Annotated in this window: 24 protein-coding genes; 16 read left to right on the forward strand and 8 right to left on the reverse strand. The window is 38.1% G+C overall.

Annotated features, from left to right (window positions below; genetic code table 11):
• Nucleotides 1-99: 99 nt before the first annotated feature.
• The 5 genes from AC1DNH_RS10645 (at nucleotide 100) to AC1DNH_RS10665 (ending at nucleotide 3,613) form a co-directional block, all read left to right on the forward strand.
• A complete protein-coding gene (locus AC1DNH_RS10645; RefSeq protein WP_477584024.1) occupies nucleotides 100-1,260 on the forward strand; it encodes an esterase-like activity of phytase family protein in 1,161 nt (386 codons plus the stop codon).
• Between the two features lie 25 nt (nucleotides 1,261-1,285).
• Nucleotides 1,286-1,951, forward strand: a complete 666-nt coding sequence (locus AC1DNH_RS10650; RefSeq protein ID WP_477584022.1) for an HAD family hydrolase — start codon at nucleotides 1,286-1,288, stop codon at nucleotides 1,949-1,951.
• Nucleotides 1,952-1,995: 44 nt separating this feature from the next.
• A complete protein-coding gene (locus tag AC1DNH_RS10655) occupies nucleotides 1,996-2,604 on the forward strand; it encodes a DUF2306 domain-containing protein (RefSeq protein WP_477584020.1) in 609 nt (202 codons plus the stop codon).
• Between the two features lie 41 nt (nucleotides 2,605-2,645).
• Nucleotides 2,646-3,194, forward strand: a complete 549-nt coding sequence (locus AC1DNH_RS10660) for a Crp/Fnr family transcriptional regulator (RefSeq protein ID WP_477625372.1) — start codon at nucleotides 2,646-2,648, stop codon at nucleotides 3,192-3,194.
• A 62-nt stretch (nucleotides 3,195-3,256) separates the two neighbouring features.
• Entirely contained in the window at nucleotides 3,257-3,613 is a 357-nt protein-coding gene (locus tag AC1DNH_RS10665; protein WP_477607519.1) for a bleomycin resistance protein, read from the forward strand.
• 94 nt (nucleotides 3,614-3,707) lie between these two features.
• On the opposite strand, the gene AC1DNH_RS10670 is transcribed toward AC1DNH_RS10665, so the two are convergent.
• Nucleotides 3,708-4,037, reverse strand: coding sequence for a response regulator transcription factor (locus tag AC1DNH_RS10670; protein WP_477625397.1), 330 nt, complete (start codon nucleotides 4,035-4,037; stop codon nucleotides 3,708-3,710).
• Nucleotides 4,038-4,105: 68 nt separating this feature from the next.
• Here AC1DNH_RS10670 and lpdA point away from each other — a divergent pair, with 68 nt between their 5' ends.
• The 5 genes from lpdA (at nucleotide 4,106) to AC1DNH_RS10695 (ending at nucleotide 10,895) form a co-directional block, all read left to right on the forward strand.
• Complete coding sequence (gene lpdA, locus AC1DNH_RS10675) at nucleotides 4,106-5,512, forward strand: dihydrolipoyl dehydrogenase (RefSeq protein ID WP_477584016.1); 1,407 nt, start codon at nucleotides 4,106-4,108, stop codon at nucleotides 5,510-5,512.
• A gap of 372 nt (nucleotides 5,513-5,884) precedes the next feature.
• Nucleotides 5,885-7,420, forward strand: a complete 1,536-nt coding sequence (locus AC1DNH_RS10680) for a choice-of-anchor I family protein (RefSeq protein WP_477607515.1) — start codon at nucleotides 5,885-5,887, stop codon at nucleotides 7,418-7,420.
• A 690-nt stretch (nucleotides 7,421-8,110) separates the two neighbouring features.
• Nucleotides 8,111-8,929 (forward strand): bifunctional hydroxymethylpyrimidine kinase/phosphomethylpyrimidine kinase, encoded by an 819-nt coding sequence (gene thiD, locus AC1DNH_RS10685; RefSeq protein WP_477582771.1) that lies wholly within the window; start codon nucleotides 8,111-8,113, stop codon nucleotides 8,927-8,929.
• Nucleotides 8,926-9,579, forward strand: a complete 654-nt coding sequence (locus AC1DNH_RS10690; RefSeq protein ID WP_477607513.1) for a TenA family protein — start codon at nucleotides 8,926-8,928, stop codon at nucleotides 9,577-9,579. Before thiD ends, AC1DNH_RS10690 begins: the two co-directional genes overlap by 4 nt.
• Before the next feature lie 110 nt (nucleotides 9,580-9,689).
• Nucleotides 9,690-10,895, forward strand: a complete 1,206-nt coding sequence (locus AC1DNH_RS10695) for an MFS transporter (RefSeq protein WP_477582769.1) — start codon at nucleotides 9,690-9,692, stop codon at nucleotides 10,893-10,895.
• A gap of 753 nt (nucleotides 10,896-11,648) precedes the next feature.
• On the opposite strand, the gene AC1DNH_RS10700 is transcribed toward AC1DNH_RS10695, so the two are convergent.
• The 5 genes from AC1DNH_RS10700 to AC1DNH_RS10720 form a co-directional block, all read right to left on the reverse strand.
• Nucleotides 11,649-12,452 (reverse strand): hypothetical protein, encoded by an 804-nt coding sequence (locus AC1DNH_RS10700; protein WP_477607511.1) that lies wholly within the window; start codon nucleotides 12,450-12,452, stop codon nucleotides 11,649-11,651.
• 299 nt (nucleotides 12,453-12,751) lie between these two features.
• Complete coding sequence (locus AC1DNH_RS10705; protein WP_215130221.1) at nucleotides 12,752-15,946, reverse strand: efflux RND transporter permease subunit; 3,195 nt, start codon at nucleotides 15,944-15,946, stop codon at nucleotides 12,752-12,754.
• Between the two features lie 64 nt (nucleotides 15,947-16,010).
• Complete coding sequence (locus AC1DNH_RS10710; RefSeq protein ID WP_477625373.1) at nucleotides 16,011-17,078, reverse strand: efflux RND transporter periplasmic adaptor subunit; 1,068 nt, start codon at nucleotides 17,076-17,078, stop codon at nucleotides 16,011-16,013.
• 2 nt (nucleotides 17,079-17,080) lie between these two features.
• On the reverse strand, nucleotides 17,081-18,421 hold the full coding sequence (locus AC1DNH_RS10715) for a TolC family protein (protein WP_477582763.1): 1,341 nt from the start codon (nucleotides 18,419-18,421) through the stop codon (nucleotides 17,081-17,083).
• Nucleotides 18,422-18,512: 91 nt separating this feature from the next.
• Nucleotides 18,513-19,124 (reverse strand): TetR/AcrR family transcriptional regulator, encoded by a 612-nt coding sequence (locus AC1DNH_RS10720; RefSeq protein ID WP_029279769.1) that lies wholly within the window; start codon nucleotides 19,122-19,124, stop codon nucleotides 18,513-18,515.
• Between the two features lie 197 nt (nucleotides 19,125-19,321).
• Here AC1DNH_RS10720 and AC1DNH_RS10725 point away from each other — a divergent pair, with 197 nt between their 5' ends.
• The 4 genes from AC1DNH_RS10725 to AC1DNH_RS10740 all read left to right on the forward strand — a co-directional run bounded on the left by AC1DNH_RS10725 (nucleotide 19,322) and on the right by AC1DNH_RS10740 (nucleotide 21,910).
• Nucleotides 19,322-19,732, forward strand: coding sequence for a sterol desaturase family protein (locus AC1DNH_RS10725; protein WP_477625398.1), 411 nt, complete (start codon nucleotides 19,322-19,324; stop codon nucleotides 19,730-19,732).
• A 10-nt stretch (nucleotides 19,733-19,742) separates the two neighbouring features.
• A complete protein-coding gene (locus tag AC1DNH_RS10730) occupies nucleotides 19,743-20,192 on the forward strand; it encodes a hypothetical protein (protein WP_477582759.1) in 450 nt (149 codons plus the stop codon).
• A gap of 41 nt (nucleotides 20,193-20,233) precedes the next feature.
• Complete coding sequence (gene murB, locus AC1DNH_RS10735; protein ID WP_477582757.1) at nucleotides 20,234-21,250, forward strand: UDP-N-acetylmuramate dehydrogenase; 1,017 nt, start codon at nucleotides 20,234-20,236, stop codon at nucleotides 21,248-21,250.
• A 129-nt stretch (nucleotides 21,251-21,379) separates the two neighbouring features.
• Complete coding sequence (locus tag AC1DNH_RS10740) at nucleotides 21,380-21,910, forward strand: RNA polymerase sigma factor (RefSeq protein ID WP_029279781.1); 531 nt, start codon at nucleotides 21,380-21,382, stop codon at nucleotides 21,908-21,910.
• Nucleotides 21,911-22,405: 495 nt separating this feature from the next.
• On the opposite strand, the gene AC1DNH_RS10745 is transcribed toward AC1DNH_RS10740, so the two are convergent.
• Together AC1DNH_RS10745 and AC1DNH_RS10750 are read right to left on the reverse strand one after the other, a co-directional pair.
• Nucleotides 22,406-23,887 carry a phytoene desaturase family protein gene (locus AC1DNH_RS10745; protein WP_477579865.1) on the reverse strand — a complete coding sequence of 494 codons (1,482 nt, stop codon included), beginning with the start codon at nucleotides 23,885-23,887 and terminating at the stop codon, nucleotides 22,406-22,408.
• Between the two features lie 226 nt (nucleotides 23,888-24,113).
• Nucleotides 24,114-24,416 carry a GIY-YIG nuclease family protein gene (locus AC1DNH_RS10750; RefSeq protein ID WP_477579867.1) on the reverse strand — a complete coding sequence of 101 codons (303 nt, stop codon included), beginning with the start codon at nucleotides 24,414-24,416 and terminating at the stop codon, nucleotides 24,114-24,116.
• Between the two features lie 216 nt (nucleotides 24,417-24,632).
• Between AC1DNH_RS10750 and AC1DNH_RS10755 the strand changes: the two genes are divergently transcribed.
• Complete coding sequence (locus AC1DNH_RS10755; RefSeq protein ID WP_477579869.1) at nucleotides 24,633-25,163, forward strand: hypothetical protein; 531 nt, start codon at nucleotides 24,633-24,635, stop codon at nucleotides 25,161-25,163.
• Nucleotide 25,164: 1 nt separating this feature from the next.
• Complete coding sequence (locus tag AC1DNH_RS10760) at nucleotides 25,165-25,869, forward strand: lycopene cyclase domain-containing protein (protein WP_477579871.1); 705 nt, start codon at nucleotides 25,165-25,167, stop codon at nucleotides 25,867-25,869.
• Nucleotides 25,870-25,944 lie beyond the last annotated feature (75 nt).

Consider the following 25,944-nt stretch of genomic DNA (forward strand, 5'->3'; position numbering starts at 1 on the left):
ATTGGAGCAAATTGCTTACGAGAAGACCCTGAAATAAATTCAGGGTGACGTATCTCGAGCCGCCAAAATTCTATATTTTTACAGCCTAAACATTTCGATTTGAAACCTGTATCGCAGCTCTTCTTTGTTTATTCAGTTCTTGCTATTGTGCTCTCATCTTGTTCTATAACTAAGTATGCTGCGGTTAAGCAAAATGAAACCAGTATTTCGTCTGTAAAGTTTCTGGATGAATACATTATGCCCTTAAATCCAATTTTCCAAAATACGGTTGTTGGTGGTTTGTCTGGGATTGATTACGATGTAAAGCAAAACCAGTATTATATGATCAGTGATGATCCATCACAACGTAGTCCGGCGAGGATTTATACTGCACAGATTGATATCAAAGAAAATAAGATCGATACTGTTCGGGTAACTGGTGTTACTTATATCTTACAGGAAAACGGAAAACCATACCCAAAATACGGAACTGATAAAACTGTAAAACCTGATAGCGAATCGGTTCGTTATAACCCCTTAACCAAACAATGGATTTGGAGCAGTGAGGGAGAAAGGTTGTTTAAGGACGGTGATACGACGATAGTTCAGCCCGGCTTAACCTTTATTTCTACATATGGAAAGTTTCTGGATACTATTCCAATGCCTAAGGGCTTTCAGTTTACAAAAACCGAAAGCGGGCCACGCAAAAATGCTTTATTTGAAGGTTTAACTTATGCTGATCAGTACAAAACATTATACGCCAGTTTGGAAGAACCACTTTATCAGGATGGACCTCAGGCTGCTTTTGAATATGACAAAGCCTTAACGCGGATTTTAAAATTTGATGTAGCTACTAAAAAGAATATTGCCCAATATGCTTATAATCTGGGTGCAATGCCAGTTAAACCTACCGTTGAAAACGATTGGAATGTAAATGGAATTTCTGAAATACTAGCTATTAATAATCATACGCTTTTGGTAATGGAAAGAGCCTGGGCAAAGGGCCACGATGATCATACCTTTTTAAAACTTTACCTGGTTGATTTACAGAGTGCTGAAAATGAAATCAATAATAGCTCTTTTGTGCAAAACCCTCCAAAGCTCTTAAACAAGAAATTGATTTTCGACTTTGATTCCTTGAACCGACATATCGATAATTTTGAAGGGGTAACATTTGGACCAAAATTGCCAAATGGGCATCTCTCATTAATTTTTTGTGTTGATAATAATTTCGGTAAATCTCAGGTACAACAATTTTTCTTATTTGAGATTATTCCATAATCATCATTCCTGTTAAAAATTTATAATGAGTAAAATAAAAGCATTACTGTTTGATTTAGATGGTACATTAATTGATTCTGAGAAGTTTCATTTCGATTGTTGGAATAAGTTTTTGTGTGAATACGAAGTTACACTGGATTTTAAGGATTGGTTGACAAATTACGCTGGAATCCCCTTGCCCAAAAATGCAAAGACTATAATAGACAGGTATAAAATTGAAGAAGAGTTAGAAGGCTTCATCAACAGAAGAGAGAAGATAACTTTTGATGGTTTTAGAACAACTGATATTCAGTTAATGCCCTTTGCATTAGAGTTTATCAAGTTTGCTTATGAAAAAGGGCTTACGCTGGCTGTAGTTACAGCTAGTCCGAAAATTGATGTTGAAGCCGTTTTTGAGCGTAATGGTTTGGCCAGGTATTTCAGTTTATTTATTACCAGAACAGATGTAAATAAATCTAAGCCTGATCCCGAAAGTTACAATCTTTGTGTAGCGCGATTGGGTTTTGAAAAAGATGAGTGCCTTGTTTTTGAAGATACTTTAAATGGGGTTAAATCTGCTCTGGCTGCGGGCATAACCTGTTACGCCATTCAGAGCAATGTAAGGGCGCATCAAAAACTAAAAATAGCTGACGAATTGTTCCTGAGCTTTGCGAATGCCAAAGCATTTATGCTGCAAAAGGAATTGATTTAGTTCTTGAAAATTAACTAGCTTAGTATGAAGCAATAGAACGTTGTATGGTAAAAAAAGGATTATGGATTTTATTTGCAACCTTCGCATTGCTGATTGGACTCTACCCAACGATTTACTTTTTGATCGATAGGAAATTTGGGTTGTTAAATTCAAAGTCGGTTGATTTGTTGACCAATACTTTCTGGAACATTGGTTTTTATACGCATATCATTTTCGGAGGAATCGCTTTATTTATCGGTTGGACACAATTTAGTCCGGAAATGAGAAATAGGCGTATGGCACTTCACCGAAAACTGGGTAAAGTTTATGTGGTTGCTGTACTGCTTAGCGCATTATCGGGTATTTATATTGGCTTTTTTGCAACAGGAGGATGGGTTTCTTCCACTGGATTTATCTGCTTAGGCATCGTTTGGTTTTACACTACTTTAAAGGCTTATTTACACATCAAAAGCGCAGAAATTGAAAAACATCAAAAAATGATGATTTATAGTTATGCGGCTTGTTTTGCTGCTGTTACATTGAGGGTGTGGCTACCAATTTTGACAATGGTTTATGGCGATTTTTCAAAAGCATACCTGGTTGTTGCCTGGTTATGCTGGATTCCTAATCTGATTGTTGCCTATTTAATCACCAGAAGAACCGCTAATCAATAAGTTATTTTGATGCTCTATCCTCTGCAATAATTTAGTTTATGATGTCAGCCCAGAAAATTTTAGCTAGTGTCGGATCCTTTTCATCTCACGACCTGCTTCTTTTTGAAGAATATACTGTCCGAAAGTCGTTCCGTAAAAACGACGTGCTCTTGCATCTTGGCGAAATTTGTCAATCCGTTTATTTCATTTTATCGGGATCTTTTTTTCAATTTCATGCTAACGATACCACAGAAACAATTATTGATCTGCATTTACCAAAAGAGTGGATGTACAATCATTCAAGTCTGATTGAGCAAAAACCTTCCGATACAACGATCAAGGCCTTTGAAAGATCTGAAGTGTTGGAGCTTAGTTTAACTAATTTACATAGTTTAATTGCCCAATCACAGTCTTTTTTAAGCTTGGGTAGAATTTTTGACCAGCCCAATAACAGGACATATTTATTTGATCGTTCGCTAAGCCCAGTTGAAAAATATAATTATATTAAAAATGCCAAACCGCTCATTGTACAGGTTTTTCCGGTTAAAATGATCGCTTCATACCTTAAGATCGCTCCTGAAACATTGAGCAGGGTAAGGGCAAATCATTAAATTTTCTGATCTGGATCAAGTGCAGCTTTTGGGAAAAATACCGATTTTTGAAATAAAAAAATATGCTAACAGATATTAACCCAAAACTTCCCATGCGTGATAAAGCAATCACAAGAGATTTTTATGTGAATAAATTAGGCTTTAAAGATATTGGAAGTGCCGATTTTAAAGATTACCTGATGGTACAAAAAGACCGTGTTGAGATTCACTTTTTTCTGTTCGAAACACTGGATCCGAAAGAAAACTATGGTCAGGTTTATATCCGTACAAACGATATTGATGGGCTGTACAAATCGATGCTCGAAACTAAACAAAGCATTCATCCCAATGGAAGCTTACAAACAAAACCATGGGGGCAGAAAGAATTCGCAATGCTTGATCCGGATAGTAATTTACTCACTTTTGGACAAGAGATTTAAGAGGGGTTCATTAGTCAATGGTTGATAGTTTATGGCTCATTGTTAAGCGCTGATTGTTTAATAGAATAAGCTACTCCAAACGCCTAACTCCCAACTAAATTAGCAACTGTTCGGTAGCGATATTGATCAATTCGATAGAATTTTTAACATCTAATTTCTGCATCATATTACGGCGGTGCGTTTCTACTGTTAGTGGACTTAGAAAAAGCTCATCCGCTATGCCTGCGGTCGTTTTTCCCTGTGCAATTAACTGAAGGATCTGTTGTTCGCGTTTGGTGAATTTTGGTCGTCCTTTTAAATCATTTACTGAAGGCTTGGCAATAATTTCTATCCCATTGATCTTCAGTATTTGATCTATTGGGGCATCGGGTATCAGCGAAGAACTAACAATTGATAAACCAATGACTAAGAAACCGATTTCTATTGCTCAATGGACTTTCAGCTTTCCGCCTTTTTTCCCTACATTTGGCTAATCAAAATTCTCAAAAAATTATGCAATACGATGTCGTTGTTATCGGTTCAGGGCCGGGCGGTTATGTAGGCGCAATCCGTTGTGCTCAGTTAGGTTTAAAAACTGCAGTTGTTGAAAAATATAAAACTTTTGGAGGTACTTGCTTAAATGTAGGTTGTATTCCATCTAAGGCTTTGTTAGATTCTTCAGAGCATTTTCACAACGCTGCTCACACGTTTACTAGCCATGGTATCAACTTAAAAGATTTAAAGGTTGATATGAAACAGATGATCGCCCGTAAAGACGATGTTGTTGCCCAAAATACAGCTGGTATCACTTATTTGTTCAAGAAAAATAAAATCGATTCTTTCGAAGGTGTAGGATCTTTTGTAGATAAAAATACCATTCTGGTAACTAAAGCCGATGGCTCTACAGAAACCTTATCAGCTAAAAACGTAATTATTGCTACGGGTTCTAAACCAACAGCTTTACCGTTCTTACCAATCGATAAAAAACGCATTATAACTTCAACTGAGGCTTTAAATATTAAAGAAGTGCCAAAAACGATGGTGGTAATCGGCGGCGGTGTAATCGGTTTAGAGTTAGGTTCGGTATACGCCCGTTTAGGTACAAAAGTATCTGTTGTTGAGTTTTTACCATCTATCATTGGTACTATGGATGCTGGTTTGGGTAAAGAACTTCAGCGTGTGTTAAAGAAAACTTTAGGCATGGAATTTTACATGGGCCACAAAGTTACCGGTGCTACCACAAAAGGTAAAACGGTAACTGTTACGGCTGATACCCCTAAGGGCGAATCCATTTCTTTAGAAGCCGATTATTGTATCGTTGCTGTTGGTCGTACGGCTTACAGCGAAGGTTTAGGTTTAGATAAAATCGGTATCACTGTTGAAGAAAGAGGTAAAAAAATTCCGGTTAACGAACATTTAGAAACTTCCGTTAAAGGTGTTTATGCTATTGGTGATGTAATTACTGGCGCCATGTTGGCACACAAAGCAGAAGATGAAGGTACTTATGTTGCCGAAACCATTGCGGGTCAGAAACCACATATCAATTATAATTTAATTCCTGGTGTAGTTTATACCTGGCCAGAGGTTGCTTCTGTAGGTTTAACCGAAGAGCAGTTAAAGGAAAAAGGTGTTAAATATAAAGCAGGTTCATTCCCTTTCAAAGCCAGCGGACGTGCAAAGGCGAGTATGGATACCGATGGTTTCATTAAAGTTTTGGCCGATGCCGCTACTGATGAAGTTTTAGGTGTACACATGATTGGCCCGCGTGCAGCAGATATGATTGCAGAAGCAGTTATTGCAATGGAATTCCGTGCATCTGCAGAAGATATTGCACGTACCTGCCATGCGCATCCAACCTATACCGAAGCCTTAAAAGAAGCAGCACTTGCCGCAACTGATAATAGAGCCATACATATTTAATTATTCAACAAGCAGATACTGAACTTGGTTCAGTATCTGCTTGTTGAATAAGATGCTGAATCAAGTTCAGCATGACGCATAGAGAAAAATCCCGATCTAAAATCGGGATTTTTTTGTTTTAACTTTTTATCGTCATTTCGAGCGGAGTGCAGCGAAGTCGAGAACCACGAAGTGCTCAGCAAAGCTAAATCTAGCTAGATAGATCTCTCCATTCTACTGCGTTCCAGTCGAGATGACGACGGGTTTCGCTTTACTCTTTCTCCTTTAATCTTTTTGCTTTGGTCTTTATATTTTCTTAATAAAATGATAACAAACAACACCTAAAATTAGCGTTATGTGCGGCTATTTTTGCGGTTCAGATATTAAAAAACCATGAACTGTAAAAAACTATTTGGTGCAATCCTTATTGCTTCATTGGCATTTACTGCCTGCAAAAAAGATCCGATTGTAGATCCTCCGGTTGAAGCTATCGTTCCTGAAAAAATCGACAGCTTTAAAGAAACTGCTTCCATTGATTTAGGAGGGGAATTTGCTTCAGAAATTTCGGCTTACGATCCCTTAACCAAGCAATTATTTGTGGTGAGTAACGATGGCGGAACCAAGGTTGATGTAGTTGATATGAGTAAATATCCAACCGTTACAAAATTGAAAACCTTATTATACCCCAATAACGCTGGTATTAATAGCGTGGCTGTAAGTAATGGTTTATTAGCAATCGCTTTAGATGGCGCAGATAAGCAGGGAAATGGTGATGTAGTGGTATTAAAAACAGCTACTTTAGAAGAAGTTAAAAAAATTACCGTAGGTGCCATGCCCGATATGGTAACTTTCAGTCCTGATGGGAACTATATTTTATCGGCTAACGAAGGTGAACCGAATCTTGCATATACCGTTGATCCTAAAGGAACCATTTCGATCATTAACATCAAAGACAACTATTCTGTAAAAACATTAGATTTCGCCGCTTTTGAATCACAAAAAGCAACTTTGCTTGCAGGTGGCTTCAGGATTTATGGTTTAAATGCAAGTTTTACACAAGATATCGAACCAGAATATATTGCTGTAAGCGCTGATTCTAAGAAAGCATACGTTACCCTACAGGAGAACAATGGTGTTGCCGAAATAGATATCGTTGACGGAAGCATTACCAAAATCAATCCCTTAGGCACTAGAGACATCAGCCAGGCCGACAATGCCTTTGATGTAAGCGATAAAGACGGTAAAAAAGTTTTAGGTACATGGCCAATCAAGGCTTTTTATCTGCCAGATGCAATCTCATATTTTACTGTTGGTGGTACGGCTTATCTCGCCTTGGCCAATGAAGGCGATACCAGGCAGGATTACACACCAAAAGATGCAAAAGAAGAGGTGCGTGTAAAAGATCTTGTATTAGATGCAGCTAAATTTCCGAATGCTGCGACCTTACAGTTAGACGCTAATTTAGGAAGGCTTACGGTAACAAATACTGTTGGTTATACCTTAGTTGGTACGAATAAAGTATATCAGGAATTATACTCAACAGGTGGAAGAAGTGTGAGCATCCTTAATGCAAATACTGGGGCTTTGGTAGCCAACATTGGTAAAGATTTAGAACAGCATGTAATTGATGCAGGTAAATATGATGATGACCGGTCTGACAATAAAGGTGTAGAGGTTGAAAGTGTAACCGTTGCACAGGTAAATGGGCAAACCTTAGCTTTTATTGGTATGGAACGTGCAGATATGATTGCTGTTTATGATGTAACTATACCAGCCTCACCAAAATTTGTTCAACTATTCTCTACGGGCGATGCCCCTGAAGGTTTATTGTTTGTTAAACCAAAAGATAGCCCTAATGGAAGAAGTTTGTTAATTGTGTCAAACGAGGCTGATGGAACAGTTAAATTCTTTCAGCCCGATAAAATATAGTCTCTCTATCCCTTTATTAATTATTATGTTTTAGCCCCGGTTTTATATCGGGGTTTTTGTTTTTTGAGTTGTCAACTTTAATAGACTGTCGCTATTAAGTTGACAACTCTTCGGCTATAATTCATTTCTAACCTGAGTTCGATTATTAAGTTGTAAAAATAACTATCATATAAGGTTTATTCCTAATCTCATCGTCATGCTGAACTTGTTTTACAAGTAGAAGTAGTATTTTCAATTGTCTTGTAGCTACTAGGTGGTCAGCATCTTTTTTGCCAGGAAAGACCCTGAAATAAATTTACTGCGTAGCTTTCCGCTGCGCTACAGGTCAGGGTGACGACCGACTTAACCCAAGCCTGAGTTTAGATAATCAAATCAATATTTAATTATCTAAACTCAGGTTTCTACGAACGAAGAATAAAAAAAGCCCTATATTGCGCTACAAAATAAAACTTTAGGGGTGCCTTCAAATAAGTTGGCTGAGAATATACCCATTTTATAGGTGAAAGGCAAAAGGTAAAAGGCGGAAGGTGAAAAACCCTATGCCCTAAACCTTACACCCTATGCCCTATAAATGAACCTGATCCGGATAATGCCGGCGTAGGAAATTAGTTTGTCTGCAAAAATTGCGCAAAAATGCATACTGCATTTGAAGACTCCTGAAGTTGTACAACAAAATGAAGTCATTTAGCAATGAATTATATTAATGTATTAACAATAGCCGGCTCAGATAGTGGAGGCGGTGCGGGCATCCAGGCCGATTTAAAAACCTTTTCTGCTTTGGGCTGTTTTGGCACCTCGGTAATCACAGCTGTAACGGCACAAAATACAGTCGGGGTGCGGTCAGTGCATGGCATTCCAGCAGAAATGATTAAAGATCAGTTACAGGCGGTATTAGATGATATAGCGCCAGTGGCCATTAAAATCGGCATGATCAACCGTGCTGAAGTTGTACAGGTAATCGAAAAGGAATTAAAAACCTATAATCAATATGTTCCCGCTATTTTAGATCCGGTTATGGTAGCCACCAGTGGCGATCGGTTAATCGAAGCTGATACCGTTACCCAGTTAGTTGAAAAATTATTCCCCTTGGTAACATTGGTTACTCCAAATATAGACGAGGCCATTATCCTTTCAGGGCAGGAGATCCATAACCTCGATGGCATGATTACGGCGGGTAGAAAAATTATCGAGAAAGGTGCAAAAGCCGTTTTAATAAAAGGAGGACATTTAATAGGCCCAATCATTTACGATGTTTTTATCTCTGGAAACGATGCACCAGTAGTATTAGAAAGTGTCTTTATTGCTTCTAAAAATCTACATGGAACAGGTTGTACACTTTCATCTGCCATTGCCGCCGAAATGGCCAAGGGTAACACTCTACTTATCGCAATAAAAAATGCGAAAAACTACATCAGCCGGGCCTTACAAGCTGGTAGCGAGGTAAAAACTGGCAAAGGCAACGGCCCGTTAAACCACTTTTTCGAACCTTTAAAATTAATTATCCAATGAAATGGAGCGAACAGGCCTGGGAAAGAGTTAAACCCATTTATGGCAAAATTTTAAAAATGCCTTTTAACCAAGAGTTGAGCAATGGAACTTTGCCCAAAGAGAAATTTATCTTTTATTTAGCTCAGGATGCTTATTACCTTTTAGAATTCGGCCGGACTTTAAGCACCATTAGTAGCCGAATGCAGGATGCAGATTTGGTGATGGCCTTTGCCGGGTTTTCTACAGGAGCAATTTTTGCCGAGCGTAGTTTGCATGAAAGTTATTTTGTGGAATTTGGTTTAGCTAAGCAAGTGCAGCCCACGCCATCTACGCTTTTGTATACCAATTATATCCTTAGTCAGGCTGCGTATGCCAATGTAGAAATTGCAGTGGCGGCTGTTTTACCATGTTTTTGGATTTATAAAGCCGTTGGCGACCATATTTTCGCACAGCAAAATGACGACCAAAATCCTTACAAAAGGTGGATCGATATGTATGCGGGCGTCGAATTTGCTGCTGCGGTAGAAAAGGCGATTGATATTACTGATCAAATGGCAGCGCAGGCTAATGCAGTAACCCAACAAAAAATGCTGGATGCTTTCGAAATGGCAACCCGTTTAGAATGGATGTTCTGGGATAGTGCTTATGAACTGGAAAAATGGAAAGTTTAATATTTTAACCCTGTATTCTCCAAATTCTTTGATAAAATGTTAAAAATTTGTCGGTATTTCCAATAGATTTAAAGAACTTTGCAATTCAATCTATAATTTAAAACATCATTTTGGAAGAAAGCACGCAAGGACAGGGAATTTTAAGTAAACAAGAAGATAAACCTGTATTAGCACAAAGCTCTCCAAAACAAGTACGTTTTGCCATATCAGCCTTTTACTTTATGCAAGGGGTCTGTTTTGCAAGTTGGGCCAGTAGGATTCCAACTTTTAAAGCTTCTATGGGCCTAAACGATGCAGAATTAGGCTCTATTCTTTTTGCATTACCTGCGGGGCAGATTATAACGATGTTTTTTTCGGCGAAATTGACCACTCATTTTGGCAGTAAGAAAATGCTAAGGGCAACTGCGCCACTTTATGCAATTGCATTAACTTTTTTAGCATTAGCCACAACTGGTTGGCAGTTGGCTGCTTTTTTGGTGCTATTTGGTATAACCGGGAACCTTTGTAACATCGCCTTAAATACACAGGGTGTCGCAGGTGAAAATTATTACGGCAAACCCATTATGAGTTCTTTCCATGGGGCTTGGAGTATTGGTAATTTAACGGGGGCTTTAATAGCCCTGGGGCTGGTTAACCTAAAATTAGGCATGTATACCCATTTTTGGATCATTGCACTAATATCCTTAAGCAATGTTGCGCTTAACTGGAAAAAGTTGCTGAACTATAATAAACCAGATACGGTGGTTGAGAAAACGAAGTTTTTTACCATGCCACAGGGTATTTTGGTGTTATTGGGCGTTATCGCATTTTGTAGTATGGCCACCGAAGGAACAATGTTCGATTGGAGCGCTATTTACTTCGAAGATGTGGTGAAATTACCTCATAATAAGGCGATTATAGGTTATGCGTCGTTTATGTTTATGATGGCAAGCGGAAGGTTTTTAGGGGTGTTTTTAATCGGTAAATTCGGGCGGAAAAACCTCCTTCAGATCAGTGGTGCCATTATATCGATAGGGATGGCGCTTGCCGTAATATTTCCAAACCTAATTGTCGCTATTTTTGGTTTTATGCTTATTGGCTTGGGTGTTTCGAGTATTGTACCAATGGTATATAGCATAGCTGGTAACAATAAGAAAGTGCCTGCTGGTAAAGCAATAACCATGGTTTCGAGTATTGGTTATTTTGCCTTTTTGTTTGGTCCGCCATTAATAGGCTATGTTTCGCAACTATCAAGCCTGCGTTATTCTTTCGGGATAATTTCTGTTTTTGGTTTGCTGATTACTTTCCTGATCACAAAAATAAAAGCGATAAATTAGCCGAGAGGTGGTTAACTGTTTGAATTGGTTAATTGTTTAACTGAGCGGCATTATAGGGCTTTTGTTTCTATATAAAAATGTATTTATTATTTGGAGCGCCAGTCTGTGCGTAAGAAGAAGCTTCTTCCCGTTTTACGCTTCACTGCCTCGTACCTCGTTGCTGCAGGGTAACGCTTCAACCGGGGCTAGTTGGCCACGACAGCATTTCATTTTTGGGGTTAGGGCGCAAAAACCCCTGTTCTTAAACCCGACAATAGCGGCAGCCTCCGATTAAGCACCGATTTATGTTATATTTTGGTGTGCTTGCTTGTTTCACAGGTCTTCTATCGGAGCTACAGCGAATGGCGGGACTGAGAATCGCCAAGAACCATAAGCCATTCGTTTCCAATAAAAAAACTATCGATTTCATTTGGAGCGCAAGGCCCTGCAAAACAGTAAATGTCTTCCCGTTTTATGCTTATACGCTTTCCCGAAAGTTCGGGATACCTCGTTGCTGCAGGGTAACGCTTCAACCGAGGCTAAAGGGCCGCGACAGTATTTCATTTGTCGGGTTGCAAGGTGCACCAACCTTTGTTCCTAAACCCGATTGCAATGAATCCCGGCCTTAAGTCGGGAGTAATAGCAGGACTGCAAACCACCAAGAACCACAGGCCAATCATTTCCTAATTTTAAAACCATTATTTCATTTGGAGTGCGCTACCTGCACATAAATATCAAAATTTAGTAAGGGTAGCTATGAAAATGCTTAATAATCTACTCTTTCTTCACCAATCCATGTTCTTTTAGGGCTGCTACGGCCAGCTCAATTAATCTTAAATTTTCGTCCAAATGCCCATGCTGTACTTCTACATTAATATAAGGAATATTATTTTGCATGGCATAAACCGAAAGCGAGCCATCATTAGAAACAAATTTAGATTGAAGAATTACATTTACATTGGCCTTTTTTAAGCTGCTGAACAATCTTGGTTCGGTTACGTAAACAAGATCATCTCCATCCATCTGGAAGTTGATGTAAACCGAATCGGCAGTGCTGGCTAAATCGTAACCTGGTAAATAAGAAGAAATACCAAAACCACCATCGGCATTGTTATGCAAGGTTAAAAAATAACCTGTGGCTTTTGGATCGTAAAAATCGACAATTTGTTTGCCTGCATTAAGTATTGCTTTTTCAACTTCGTTAGAGCTGAAAAGATCTTTTTTTAACCTTGTATTTACACCTACTTCGGTATAAATAGCGTTTGGGTCTATACGGTATTGATCATCCATATAGGTGAAATAATAATCTCTTACGCCGCCATATTGACTGTCGATGAGCTCGCCACCGCTCCAGCGAATATAATCAAAACCTGCTTTTACACCAGTATCTTCATTATCATGTACAACTAAAAATTTAATGCCATTAGGTTTGTAACTGTATTTTACCAGCGTGATATCTAAGTTTGAAACCTTAACGAAGCTCGAATCAGTACTCATCGCCGGGAAAACAGGCGGGTGTTGCGCATTAACCAGAAGGGTAGAACAGATCAGGAACAGACTTAGAATGAGTTTAAACATAATCCCTAATATACAATGTTGCTACATAATTTGTTTGAAGACAACATTGTATAATTATCTGGGCATCAAAATTTCTAGATGCAGCAAGTGAAAAAATAAAGTGGTTCGTGGGGACACGAACCACGGTGTGCGGAATTATCCGTGCATGAAAGTTTGACATCTCATTTATCGAAATCGATTGGATGCCTCTTTGCGGATAAATTTCCGTGTTTTCTGTACTTCCGTGGCTAAAAACAAAATCCACAAAAAAGCCCCGATTTTGGGATCGGGGCTAAATTGATTGTTAATCTGGATGTCTATTAATGTCCGTGATCTAAATCGTATTCGTTTACATCTTTGTGTTTGTATGGTTCTACCATTAACTCATCGATTGTTTTTCCTTTTTTGTTAAAGCCTAAACGTTCTAACATTCTGTCGAATATTAAATATACCACCGGTACCACAATTAAGGTTAAGAATAATGAACTGGTTAATCCACCAACAATAACCCAGGCCAAACCATTTTTCCATTCGGCACCTGCACCGCTTGCCAATGCAATTGGAAGCATACCGAATACCATGGCTATGGTGGTCATTAAAATTGGGCGTAAACGTGCGTGGTTGGCCAAAACAAGCGCTTCTTTAGTCTCTTTGCCTTCAGCCTTTAAGTGGTTGGTAAAATCGACCAGGATAATCGCGTTTTTCGCTACCAGACCCATTAACATAATCAAACCTAAAATGGTGAAGATACCGATTGAGTTATTGGTTAAAGCTAAAGCTAACAATGCTCCGATTACCGCTAAAGGCAGCGAAAACATTACCACCAATGGATAGATAAAACTATCGTAAAGTGCAACCATAATCAGGTAAACCAAAATGATCGAAGCCAATAAAGCGATACCTAAAGTACCAAAACCTTCGCTCTGATTTTCCTGATCACCCGCCCAGCTATAACTTACGCCAATTGGGGCTTTAAGTTTGCCATTTTTTTGCAGCTCTTCCAGTTTCGCCTGGAACTCAGCAACCACGGTTCCTGTTGGTCTACCGATTGACTGTGCCTTAACAGATACCGAAGTAGATTTATTTAAACGCTCTAACTGACTCGGACCTGAACCTTCTGTAATGGTTGCAAACTGTGATAACTTGATCTGTTTACCATCGCTGTTTACAAAAATCAGGTTACGCACGTCATCAATATTCTGGCGGTTGAAGTTTTGATACTGAATATTGATATCGTACTCGTATTCACCTTTACGGTATTTACCATCGGTATTACCCGCAAAAGCAGTCTGCATGGTTGAGCCTACAGTTTGTAAAGTTAAGCCAACGGCCGACATCTTATCACGGTCTACCTGAACGTTAATCTCAGGAGTTCCCTTTTCTACTGATAATTTAATCTCTGTAGCTCCAGGGATAGCCGCAAGCACTTTTTGAGCACCTTCAGCATACTTCAATGCGCTGTCTAAATCAGAACCCATTACCACCAATTGGATCGGTGCGTTTTCTGCAATACCCAAAATACTGATCGGAACGGTTTTAACTTTTGCTCCAATTAATTCTTTAGCCAGTGCACGGCTCATTTTAGTTGCGAAAATATCTGAAGAAACACCTTTACGCTCATCGCGTTCAACCAGCTTAACATTAATCTCCGATTTATAGGCTGTAGCCTGTGTACCACCGAAATCACCAGTCGATTGTCCAACTGTAGTAATTAACTGTGTAATTTCTGGTTGTTTATCTAAGAAAGCCTCAGCTTTTTGCGTTAAAAAGTTGGTTTGCTCTAAAGAGGCATCTTTTGGTAACTCTAACTGCACCAAGAACTCACCTTTATCTGATTTAGGGAAAAACTCCGATCCGATAAAACCGCCTACCAATAATCCACATGAGCTAAAGAACATCACCACAACAATAATTAATGTTAAGGCTTTGTGGTTTAACGACCATGTTAAAATGCTGGTAATCCAAAGGGTAAATTTCTTTAATTGTTTTTCGAACCAAAGAATGAAACGGCCAAACAGGTTTTTACCTTCAATACGTTCTAACTTACCAAAACGAGAGAAGATAAGTGGTACAATGGTAAATGAAGCTACTAACGAAAGTAACGTTGCAATAATTACCACAATACAGAACTGACGTAAGATGTTCGATACCAAACCCGTACTTACCGCAATCGGGAAGAACACTACCACAATTACGAAAGTAATCGATACTACGGTAAAACCAATCTCTCTTGTTGCATCAGATGCTGCTCTTACTTTGTTCTTGCCCATCTCCATGTGTCGCTGGATATTTTCCAGTACTACAATCGCATCATCCACCAGGATACCTACCACGAGTGATAGTCCCAATAACGACATTAAGTTTAAGGTAAAGCCGAACAAGCTAATCCCGATAAACGTAGCGATTAATGAAACCGGAATCGATACCATTACAATTAACGCGTTACGTAAACTGTGCAAGAAGAAAAGCATTACGAAAGCCACCAAAATAACCGCCAGGATTAAATCGTGGATTACCGCATCAGCTGATTCTAAGGTAAAGATTGAACTATCGTTTACAATTCTGATGTCGAGGTTGTTGGCCTTGTATTCACCTTTAAGTTTAGCAATAATGGCATGTACACCTTTACTCACTTCTACCGCATTTGCATCACTCTGTTTAATGATCTGAATGGCGATAGATGCTTTACGATCGATACGTGCCAGTTTTTCAGTTTCTTTTTGCGAATCCTGAACGTCGGCAACGTCACCTAAACGAATCTGTGCACCATCTTTAGTCGTTGTTAAAACCAGGTTTCTCAACTCTTCCATACTTCTGTATTTACCCGATAAACGGATCAATACATCCTGGTTTTGGGTTTTAACACTTCCTGTAGGGAAATCTAAGTTAGAACTTAAAATTAATTGCTGCACCTGTGGAACTGAAAGGTTGTAACCTTGTAATTTATCAGCATCTAACGATACCTGAATTTCGCGTTCCGAACCACCAACTAAGTTAACCTGAGCAATACCACTCACCCTCGAAATTACCGGAGCAATACGTTTATCAATTAAATCGTAAAAGGTAATGTCATCCATATTGGCTGATGCCGACATGGTAATTACCGGTAAATCATCTAAAGAGAATTTACTTAATGACGGCGTTTTTACATCCTCAGGCAGATCAGAAAGAATGGCGTTTACCTTTCTTTGTGCATCATTTAAGGAAATATCGATGTTTGCTGCATCAGTTAAGGTGATGGTAACCGTAGATAAACTCTCAAACGATACAGAGTTGATTTTCTTGATGTTTTCCATCGATGATACCGCATCCTCAATCTTTTTGGTTACGGTATTTTCAACCTCATTTGGTGAAGCACCAGGGTAGATGGTCGAAATAGATACTACGTTGTTAGAGAATTTTGGAAGTAATTCATAACCCAACGAAAAGTAACTTAGTAGCCCAAGCAAAGTAAGTGCGGTAAACACCACAATAACCAGCGAAGGCCTTTTTATAGATATGTCTGTTATCTTCATTTTAATTAGTATTGCGTTTTGCGATTGGCGTATCGCGTTTTAAAGCCGAAAAATCCCCTCTAACTTATTTTACAATACTTACCTGAGTACCCTCAGTTAAGTTAATCTGTCCGCTGGTGATTACAGTTTCACCCTCTTTTAAGCCATCAAGAATTTCAACATTGTCTCCTAAAATACGGCCCGCCACAACAGTTCGAGTTTTAGAAGTATTGTTAGATTTATCCAATACAAAAACCTGATTGCTACTTACACTACCTACAAACGAAGTACGTGGAATGAGGATGCTTGGCGCCTGTTTAGGGAACTTGAATATTGCAGTTCCGTACATACCGGCTTTTAAGGTGTTTTTGTGGCTATTATCTACTTCAATTTCGATCGGGAAGTTTAACGTTGCATCGGCTTTGGCAGCGATGAAAGTTACTTTTCCGGAGAAATTATCAGTTGGGAAAACCGAAGATTTGATCTCGATCTGATCGCCGATTTTAAGATTGGCAACCTGCGATTCGTTAACGTTTACTTTTAATTTTAATTTAGAAACATCAACAAGCTCGAACATCTGTGTGCCCTGAGTATTTACAAATGCACCGACTTCGATGTATCTTTTGTTTACAATACCATTGATAGGCGATTTAATGTTTGCATCGCTTAATTTACGTTGCGAAGCCTGTAAGCGCAGTTTCGCATTTCTTGTAGCCAATTTAGCTTGATCTAACTGTTGTTGTGTAACTCCGCCGGTTTGGAATGAGCTCTGGTATCTGGCCTCATCTTTCACTGCATTTTGGTAGTTAGCCTCTGCAGTTTCTCTATCTGTATTGATGATTTCAGCATCAACGCGTGCTATAACCTGACCTTTGCTTACACGGTCACCTTCATCAACATAAATAGCGGTAACACGACCTGCATTTTCTGATAAGAAGTTAAGTTCTTGTTTAGGAATAAAGTTTCCGTTTGCACTGAAATCTAAATTCACAGCTTTTCTCTCTACCTGAGCAACTCGAACGGCAACGGCGCCACCACCTTTAGCAATGAAAGCAGTTTTTTCTTCGTTCTTCTTTTTATTGTTGCTTAAAACATAAGCTATTGCACCAAGGGCAACAACAACTACGATAATTATGGTAATTACTCTTTTCATTTCTATTGTACTAGCGATTTAATATTCCCGTTTGATTTGATTAATTGTATTTCGGCTATTTTGTAATTCAATAAAGCCTGTGTATAACTGTTCTGTGCCTCAGTAAGTGCATTTTCTGTATCCAGAAGATCGGTTAAAGAAGCTAAGCCATTGTTATAATTGTTTTGTGTGCTTTTGTAAATTTCTTGCGCCAAATCCGCATTTTTACGTTGCGATTTAATGGTATTGATGTTGTTGCGCAATTGAATTTTTGCGTTCTCATAAGCCAGGTTTAATGAGTTTACAGATTCTTTTCTGCTCTCTCTTGCTTTCTTAATATCCACATCTGCCTGGCGGATTTTTGAACGTGTTAAAAAACCATTGAAAATTGGCACTTTTAAAGTCAGACCAACTGCCGATGCGCCGTATCCGATTGCAGCAGCATTAGACTTTAGGAAATCGAAACCATCACTTTGGCTCGAGTAGGTATAATTACCCGTTAAAGCCAATGATGGATAATATTCGGCCACGTATGCCTTTCTTTGCAGTGATAAAAGTTTATCCTGATTATCCAAAAGTTTAACCTCTGTTCTGTTTGCCAGATCGATAGAGTCTGTAAATACAGGTAAAGTAGTCACCTCTGTTAATTCGGTAAATGGTAAGGTGATCGGCGTAGAAACCGGCATGCCCATTGAGAATTTTAACTGATTCTCTAATTGGGTAATGGCATTAATTACCTGCTCACGTTGTGTATTCAGATTAGTGAGGTTTACATTGATCCTGTCAACATCGATTTTTCTGGCTAAACCATTTTTAAACTGGTTTGAGACAATTTTTTCTACAATTTTAACATTTTTAATATTGGTATCAATTACGTTTAACTGTTGTCTGTTTACCAAAACCTGGTAGTAATTGTTGGCCACCAGCTCGATAATCTGCTCTTCAGTTAATTTTGAAGTAAGGTTGTAATATTCCTCGCTCGATCTCGCAGCCTGCAAACCAGTAAAAACCTGTTGATTGAATAATTGTTGCGAAAGCTGAACACCTGCAGTCGAATTCCAGTTCTGGCCTAATTTGATCGCCTGTGTCTGTCCGCCGAAATTAGCAACCAGCTGACCGATAATAGGATTATAAGTTAAACCAACATTTCCTGTAATTTGAGGCAAGGCCTGTGCCCTAACTTCCTCCACCTTGTATCTTCCGCCTTCAATATCCAATTTCGAGTTTCGAATCTTGGTGTTGTTTTGGAGCGCGTAGGTTAGCGCATCTTTTAAGGTAACTTGCTGCTGTGCAAGCACCAGCTGCGGTAAAACCGAGCCGATTAGCAGTATGAGCATTAACCTTACCATTTTTACTCTAAGCATAATGTATTGTTTTTTTGTTTTTGGGTTCTTATCTATTTAAAATTTGTGGCTGGTTCACAACCGGTTTATCAGTTGCTGCGGCCGCCGTATTTCAGTCTGAACATCGTAAACCTCTCACAAATATGGTGGTGAGGTTTTTTTGCTTCAGTGTCATTTTGTTTAATGCTTTTTTATCAGGGAAAAGATCTTTTCCGGTTTCCATAATGCACATGGTGCAAAGGCCCATCAAACTTTCCAGGTAAAGTTCTGCAACATGTGCAGTATCATCGTGCTCAATTTCTCCCTTTCCTTTTGCCTGGCTAAAAATTTCTGCGAAGAAATCTTTTTCCGAACTTTTAAGCGTTTGTAACTTTCCTTTGATCACATCATCGTTCAATAAATCAGGAATACCTTCGGTAATCCTTAACATGTAATATTTTTGGAAGAAAGTGTTCCTCACTTCTATGGTGCTAAAAAGGATGTCTTCCAAAGGTTGGTCTGGATTGTATTTCTTTTTGATCAACTCAAAGAAGTCGTTAAATACCCTTTCTATTACTCCAATAATTAAATGCTTCTTATCCGGGAAATAATAATAAAGCGATGGTTTGGAAACGGAAAGATCTTCTGCGATATCGTTCATTGTGGTTTTACCAATACCAAAATGGATAAAGCGTTTTATAGCGCCATCAATAATTTGCTCTCTCTTTTTATCGGCTACAATCATTTTACTTTTCTACTTTCTGACTTTTTTAATATTTTAGTCAAAAATAGTGCTAAAAAATGATTAGTCATGAAAGGTTTGTTGAAAAGCGCATTAAGCTTACAATTTTATGACATAATTTTGTTTCTTGCGCTGTTTATATATCTTTACAAACCAATCGTTTAGAAAATTTGTCAGCACTAATCAACATCTTTATTGTATTGTTTACCATCATAGCAATGGAGTGTTTTTCTTGGTTTATACACAAGTATTTATTCCATGGACCACTATGGTTTATGCATAAAAGCCATCACCAAAAAGCAAAATCATTCTTCGAATGGAACGATCTGTTTGCCGCATTATTTGCTGCAGTATCCTTGTTTTTAATGTATGCTGATCGAGATAATTTAAGTTACCGGTTTTTTATTGGTTTAGGGATTACTTTATATGGTCTGATCTATTTTGTGGTACACGATTGGTTTGTGCACCGGAGATTTAAAACTTTTAAAAGCAACAACACTTATTTGCAAGCCGTGCGAAAAGCACATAAAATCCATCACAAAAATAGAGGGCGGGAAAAAGGAAAGGCTTTTGGGCTATTATTTGTAAGGAAAACAGTATTAAAAAACTAAATTACATGATATGAGAAATTATTGCCTGTTTATCCTTTTCGGAATGATTTGCTTAGCCTTATATTCATGCCATAAAAAAACGAATAAAGACCGCGCTATTGCACTTGTAGAAGCTAAACACGAAAATAATAATCAGGATTTGAGTTTTGATAGTTCCAAATTAGATAGCCTTTACAATATTTCTCCTCAGGCTTATGCTGATAGTCTAAAAAAAGGAAATGAGTTAGATGATACTTTAGCTGTCCTCGAGAGTGAGATAGAACATTTAAGCCAGGCAGAGTCGGATAGTGTAGGATTGATCAGTGCAAAACTTACCAAAGAAAGATACCGTTTATTGGACGTTGCCAAAACCAAACCAGCTTTTATCGGCTGGCAGCTTTCGAAAGTAGTAGTTGAAGGAGAAAAAGCCGACACTTTAAGCTTTAATTTCGATAAGGGGATTACCAAAATCGTTCCTTAACTATTTTTTATTTTACTTTTGCAGCATAACCCAGAATCAATATGCTTCAAATCCAGGAAAATATTTCGTTAAAACCATATAATTCGTTTGGTATCGATGTTAAGGCAAGTTACTTTGCCGAGATATTTTCTGAAGCAGATTTAGCCAGACTGTTTAAAAACGAAATCGTAAAATCTCAAAAGCTCTTGGTTATTGGTGGAGGGAGTAATGTGTTATTTACCCAGGATTATAAGGGATTAGTTGTTAAAATCAGCATCAAAGGCATTCAATCCAGAATGATTGATGATAAAGTGTTGGTAACAGCCGGTGCTGGTGAAGTATGGAACGATTTTGTGAACTACTGTGTTGGGCATCATTTTGCAGGCGTAGAAAATTTAAGCCTGATCCCTGGTACTGTGGGTGCATCGCCAATACAGAATATTGGTGCTTATGGGGTAGAGCTTAAAGATGTTTTCGAAAGCTGCAGTGCTTTTGAGATCAAAACAGGAAAAATCAAAACCTTTACTTATGATGATTGCCATTTCGGTTACCGCGAAAGTATTTTCAAAGGTGAGTTGAAGGGCCAGTATATTATTACATCAGTTACTTTCCGTTTATCGGCGGAAGCGAAAATTAATACCTCATATGGTGCAATTGAAACCGAGCTGCTGAACAGAGGCATCGAAAAGCCGGATATTGCCGATGTTTCATCTGCTGTATCGCATATCCGCGTAAGCAAACTGCCTGATCCGTCTACTATTGGCAACGCAGGTAGTTTCTTTAAAAATCCGGTGATTGAAAAATATGAATTTGCTGATATTGTAGCGAAACATCCCGATGTGGTACATTACCCTACAGCTGATGATAAAATTAAATTGGCGGCCGGCTGGTTAATTGAGCAATGTGGTTGGAAGGGTAAAGTGGTAGGCCAAACAGGTACCTGGAAAAACCAGGCGTTGGTTTTAGTTAACCATGGACATGCGACTGGCACAGAAGTGTATAATTTTTCTGAACAGATTATAGACAGTGTAAAGTCTACTTTTGGAGTCACTTTAGAAAGAGAAGTAAATATTCTGTGACGAAAGCTTGCCATTATGTAGTTGCAAGCTTTTAACACCATGCCAGAAAATTTTGGTACTAAGTTTGTTTAGGTTTAAGCGAACAAACAATAATTCATTTGTTTTTTTATCTACCTAAAGCTAAATATCATGACAAAATTTGAATTCAATCATCTGGTTAATCATCACTCGGTATCGCTTAGATCTTATGCCTTAAATTTTACCAAAGACGCAGAAGACGCAAATGATTTGGTTCAGGATACCATGCTGAAAGCGATCACTTATTACAATAAGTTTAAAGAAGGTACGAATTTAAAAGGTTGGTTGTTTACCATCATGAAGAATACTTTCATTAACAACTATCGCCGACTGGTGAAAACAAATACTTTAATTACGCAGAGCGAAGATATATCTTCTGCAAATCTTTCATATAGTGCAACTAAAAATCAGGCAGAGAGCAAATTTGTGTTAGGCGATATAGATAAAGCCCTTTCGCAATTACCTGAAGAGTATTATGTGCCTTTTATCCGTTATTTTGAAGGATACAAGTACCACGAAATTGCAGATATGTTAGCTATTCCGATTGGAACAGTAAAAACGCGTATCCACGTAGCAAGAGGCATTCTTAAAAAGTACCTAAAAACGTATTCGAAAGAAATTGCCACTTCAGAAGTGGCTTAAGATACATCCATCTAAAAACTAGAGGCTCAGATTTATCTGGGCCTTTTTTGTTTTCACGCCCACAAGAGAAACGTCATCTCGACTGAAGCGCAGTCCCGAACGTTCGGAGAGAGATCCGTCTTGATAGATTTAGCTTCGCTGAGCCTTCGGGTTCTCGACTGCGTTGCACTCCGCTCGAAATAACGGTATAGGAAATGTTTTATACTTTTAACCTTTCTGTTATTTGTACTGATGTTATACGATAAATTGAAACTTGGGGTGACACTTGGACGCTAAAAAGGACATTTCCGAAATACTGTAAAAAGCAAAAGGCCTGAAAATTCAGGCCTTTTTGCTTATCATATATTTGGTTAGTTGATTCTTATTTTTTCTTTCAACAATTCGCCTTCTCTCTTATTTCGAAACAAATGCAAACCCCGAACGATTATGTGTTTTGAAGCTTTATTGCAGTATTTTTGTTTTGTGGTTATAAAGATAAGGGAAATTTTAAATTTGTCAAGCTTTTTTTAACTTTTTTTTTATTTCTTTTGCTACCACTTGCCCAGAGATGATTGCAGGTGGTACACCGGGGCCCGGAACGGTTAATTGTCCGGTGTATAAAAAATTTGTTACCTTACTTTTCATCTTAGGTTTTAAAAAAGCCGTCTGTTTCAAAGTGTTTGCTAATCCATACGCATTTCCTTTAAAGGCATGGTAATCTTCCACAAAATCGTTCATGGCATAACTGCGCTTAAACAAAATGTTACCGCCAATATTGTTGCCGGTTAAATCTTTAAAGCGTTCGATCAATAAATTAAAGTATTCTTCCCTTTTACTTTCGCTATCTGCTAAATCAGGAGCTACCGGAATTAAGAAGAAAAGGTTCTCACAGCCCTCCGGTGCAACACTTTTATCGGTTATGGAAGGACAGCATGCATAAAATAGGGGCTTTGATGGCCATTGCGGATTGGTGTAGATTTCTTCGGCATGTTGATCGAAATCCTCATCAAAGAATAAGTTGTGGTGTAATATATTGTCTAGTTTTTTATTTAATCCGATATAAAACAAAAGGCAGGAGGGGGCCATTGTTCTTTCATTCCAATATTTTTCGCTGTAATTACGGTAAGGTTTATCAAAAAGATGTTGATCAATATGGTGATAATCGGCATTACCCACCACGAAATCACTTTTAAAGTTGCCCTTGTTGGTAATTACGTACTCTGCCAGGTTGTTTTTCACTTCAATTTTGGTTACCTCGGTATCGAAAATAAATTTTACACCCTCACTTTCGGCTATTTGTTGCATAGCCATCACAATTTTGTGCATGCCGCCCATTGGGTACCAGGTACCTAAAACGAGATCGGCATAGTTCATTAAACTGTATAGGGCAGGTGTGTTTTGTGGTGTGGCTCCTAAAAATAAAACCGGGAATTCTAAAAGTTTCCTCAAACGCTCATTCTTGAATAACCGGTAAACATGTTTACGCATATTGCCCAAAAGCTGCAATTTGATTCCACTAACAGCCAATCTGGGATCAAAATATTCCATCACACTGTGCGAAGGCTTAAAAACATACTCATTCATGCCTACATCGTACTTGTATTTGGCCTGATCAAGAAAATATTTTAGGTTTTTGCTGCTTCCTGGCTCTAGTTTTTCGAATAAAGCATATAAATCAGCTAATGTTGCTGGAACATCAATAGTATCCTGTTTGCCAAAATAAATACGGTAAGAAGGGTTTAATCTCTTTAGCGCATAAAGATCTGCGGCAGTTTTGCCGAATAGGTTATAGTAGTTTTCGAAAACATCTGGCATCCAATACCAGCTGGGGCCCATATCGAAAAGAAATCCGTCTTTTTGCCAGGTTCTGGCCCTGCCACCAGCCATTTCGTTTTTTTCGATCACCGTAACATCACAACCATCCTTAGCCAATAAAGCTGCAGCAGCCAAACCTGCAAAGCCAGCACCGATAATGGTAACTGTGGGTTTTTTCTCCATGGTGTAAATAAAGGAATTTTATTGCGTTTTGTTTTTGTTTTTGTCATTCAGTGTGGTTGTCGTTCTGTGTGGTTGTCATTCTGAACGCAGTGAAGAATCTTTCTTTTATTGGAAGTAATCTTTATGGGGGCTTGATTCGATCGATAGTTTAGGTACTGTATTTCATCGGTTGGAGATCCTTCGCTATGCTCAGGATGACACTATAACGCCAAGATCAACAAATGATTTATCCTTCAACAATCATGTCGTTAAGAAAATCCCAATTTTTATTTTTACGTTCAATTAACGCATTCTTCTTTGCTCTTGTCCAGCCTTTTATTTCTTTTTCTCGTTCAATAGCATGTTCAATGTGTTCAAACCGCTCAAAATAAACCATATAGTGGCAATTATATTTATAAGTAAAAGCGAACTTATTTTCTTTGTTCTCTATATGTTGTCTAAGTCTTGCTTCTAGATCGTTTGTTACTCCGGTATAAACCACAGTTTTGTTTTTATTGGTTAAAATGTAAACGAAATAATTATGATCCATAATTAAAAATAAATGTTTTTTATGATTTTAACTAAAGTGTTTTGTCATTCTGAACGCAGTGAAGAATCTGTTATATGTTAACATTGGTTAAAATGAATCAATGGTTTTGAGGTAGTGGTTAGAGTTTCAGTATTTCATCGGATTGAGATCCTTCGCTGCACTCAGGATGACAGCGGAAGCAAAAGCGCTTAGCTTTTCTTACCTTTGCCCAAACTCATGATTAAACTACGCATTATATTTTTTCTGCTGTTTGCAGCAAGCAATATTACTTACGCCCAGTTATCTACCCAAGAAATTGCGATATTAAAAACTAATATGGTTAAAGCGGTAGAAAATTCGAAGCTAACCGACTCATTATTTGCCAAACTGAGCAAGCTGGCCAATAAAACCGCCTTAATTACTGGTTACACCGGAACGTTGGAGGCACTTAAAGCCAAGCACTCATGGAATCCATACAACAAGATCAAGTATGTGGGCCGATCGCTCAAAACCATGCAAAAAGCAATTGATATGGATAAGGAAAATATGGAAATTCGCTTTATGCGGTTTTCTATTGAGTTTTATACACCTTCTTTTCTCGGCTTTAGTAAAGATTTAGCTCAGGATAAAAAAGAGATCCTTAAACATTATCAAAATGAAAATTTTGGCCTAGCCGATCGCGAACTGGTTAAAAACGTAGCTAAATTTATGATCGACAGTAAAAAATGTACGCCAGCTGAAGTTAAAATTTTGACAAAACACCTTTAGAATGAATTATACCTATTTACTTATCAATCTTGCTGTAATCTTCTTTCCCCTGGTTTTATCATTCGATAAAAAGGTTCATTTTTTTAGCAAGTGGAAGTTTGTATTCCCTTCAATATTGATCACCGGCTTGGTGTTTTTAATTTGGGATATCCTGTTTACCAAGCTCAATGTGTGGTCTTTTAATCCCGATTACCTTATTGGGGTAAATCTTTTGGGACTACCTTTAGAAGAGATTCTATTCTTTTTAACAGTTCCTTATGCCTGCGTGTTTATTTACGAATGTTTGAATGCCTATTTTCCAAAAAACGACTTGCAAAAGTATAGCCTCGCAGTAAGTAATTTGTTCCTCGGGCTTTGTGTGGCCATTTTGTTTTTTGGTTACAACAGATGGTACACGCTGATCAATTTTGGCTTTTTATTTATGGTGCTGGCCTATGTAGAATATGTAAATGCCCATTTTAGGTTTATGTATAAGTTCTATCGGGCTTATCTGGTTTCGCTTATCCCATTTTATATCGTTAATGGATTTTTAACTTCTATCCCTGTGGTGATGTATAACGATAAGCAAAACCTTGGTTTTAGAGTAGGTACTATCCCTTTCGAAGATCATTTTTATTTAATGGGGCTGTTGTTGATGAATATCTACCTGTACGAAATTTTTAAAAGTAGTACCACGAAGAAAGAAGAGTTAAGATTGGAAAATTAAAAGAACTTATTTTATAATATGTCATCCTGAGCGTAGTCGAAGGATGGTCTTTTTATTAGAAAATGAGCGTGCAGC

The sequence above is a fragment of the Pedobacter sp. 01N310 genome, assembly GCF_056399805.1.